At 54.3% G+C, this 2,022-nt stretch carries 2 rRNA genes; both read left to right on the forward strand.

The window, feature by feature from the left end:
• A 23S ribosomal RNA gene (locus tag BLV45_RS26860) occupies positions 1-1,615 on the forward strand; the annotation flags it as partial.
• A gap of 227 nt (positions 1,616-1,842) precedes the next feature.
• Positions 1,843-1,956, forward strand: a 5S ribosomal RNA gene (rrf, locus tag BLV45_RS26865).
• Positions 1,957-2,022: the final 66 nt, after the last annotated feature.

The raw sequence follows: 2,022 nt of genomic DNA on the forward strand, positions 1-2,022 counted from the left end.
AAAGGGGGTGAAAGGCCCCCTCGCCGTAAGCCCAAGGTTTCCTACGCAACGTTCATCGGCGTAGGGTGAGTCGGCCCCTAAGGCGAGGCAGAAATGCGTAGCTGATGGGAAGCAGGTTAATATTCCTGCACCATTGTTAAATGCGATGGGGGGACGGATCGCGGAAGGTTGTCCGGGTGTTGGAAGTCCCGGTCCTTGCATTGGAGAAGGCGCTTAGGCAAATCCGGGCGCGGAATTCAAGGGTGCGAGGCCATTCACTTCGGTGAAGAAGCAACTGGAAGTGGTTCCAAGAAAAGCCTCTAAGCTTCAGTTTAACAAGACCGTACCGCAAACCGACACAGGTGGGCGAGATGAGTATTCTAAGGCGCTTGAGAGAACTCGGGAGAAGGAACTCGGCAAATTGGTACCGTAACTTCGGGATAAGGTACGCCCCTGTAGCTTGACTGGCCTGCGCCAGAAGGGTGAAGGGGTTGCAATAAACTGGTGGCTGCGACTGTTTAATAAAAACACAGCACTCTGCAAACACGAAAGTGGACGTATAGGGTGTGACGCCTGCCCGGTGCCGGAAGATTAAATGATGGGGTGCAAGCTCTTGATTGAAGTCCCGGTAAACGGCGGCCGTAACTATAACGGTCCTAAGGTAGCGAAATTCCTTGTCGGGTAAGTTCCGACCTGCACGAATGGCGTAACGATGGCCACACTGTCTCCTCCCGAGACTCAGCGAAGTTGAAGTGTTTGTGATGATGCAATCTCCCCGCGGCTAGACGGAAAGACCCCATGAACCTTTACTGTAGCTTTGCATTGGACTTTGAACCGATCTGTGTAGGATAGGTGGGAGGCTATGAAGCGTGAACGCCAGTTTGCGTGGAGCCGTCCTTGAAATACCACCCTGGTTTGTTTGAGGTTCTAACCTTGGCCCGTGATCCGGGTCGGGGACAGTGCATGGTAGGCAGTTTGACTGGGGCGGTCTCCTCCCAAAGTGTAACGGAGGAGTACGAAGGTACGCTAGGTACGGTCGGAAATCGTGCTGATAGTGCAATGGCATAAGCGTGCTTAACTGCGAGACCGACAAGTCGAGCAGGTGCGAAAGCAGGTCATAGTGATCCGGTGGTTCTGTATGGAAGGGCCATCGCTCAACGGATAAAAGGTACTCTGGGGATAACAGGCTGATACCGCCCAAGAGTTCATATCGACGGCGGTGTTTGGCACCTCGATGTCGGCTCATCTCATCCTGGGGCTGTAGCCGGTCCCAAGGGTATGGCTGTTCGCCATTTAAAGAGGTACGTGAGCTGGGTTTAAAACGTCGTGAGACAGTTTGGTCCCTATCTGCCGTGGGCGCTGGATATTTGAAGGGGGCTGCTCCTAGTACGAGAGGACCGGAGTGGACGAACCTCTGGTGTACCGGTTGTCACGCCAGTGGCATCGCCGGGTAGCTATGTTCGGAAGAGATAACCGCTGAAAGCATCTAAGCGGGAAACTCGCCTTAAGATGAGATATCCCCGGGGCTTCGAGCCCCTTGAAGGGTCGTTCAAGACCAGGACGTTGATAGGTCAGGTGTGGAAGCGCAGTAATGCGTTAAGCTAACTGATACTAATTGCCCGTAAGGCTTGATCCTATAACAGGTGTGTCTCGACCCGAGTCAGTGCTTTGGCGCTTACTCGGGTCCGATCCCCGAAGGGGATGCGTGTGAATCCCCAGATGGGGTGCAGACACTCAGGTTGAGATCAGTGTTGTGCCAGAAACAACACAACCCCCCCGAATCTCCCTCTGGTGAGCATCACCAGAAACTACTTCTTCCCGATTGGCCGTGCTGCTCCACGAGCAGCACGGCAACCAGTCATGCCTGATGACCATAGCGTGTCGGTACCACCCCTTCCCATCCCGAACAGGACCGTGAAACGACTCCACGCCGATGATAGTGCGGATTGCCCGTGTGAAAGTAGGTAATCGTCAGGCTCCCCAGCAGCAACAGAAACCCCACCCCCTAAAGGTGGGGTTTCTGCGTTTACGGCCATTACCTAT

Origin of the sequence: Paraburkholderia sartisoli (assembly GCF_900107685.1) — a bacterium.
Taxonomy (GTDB): Bacteria; Pseudomonadota; Gammaproteobacteria; order Burkholderiales; family Burkholderiaceae; genus Paraburkholderia; species Paraburkholderia sartisoli.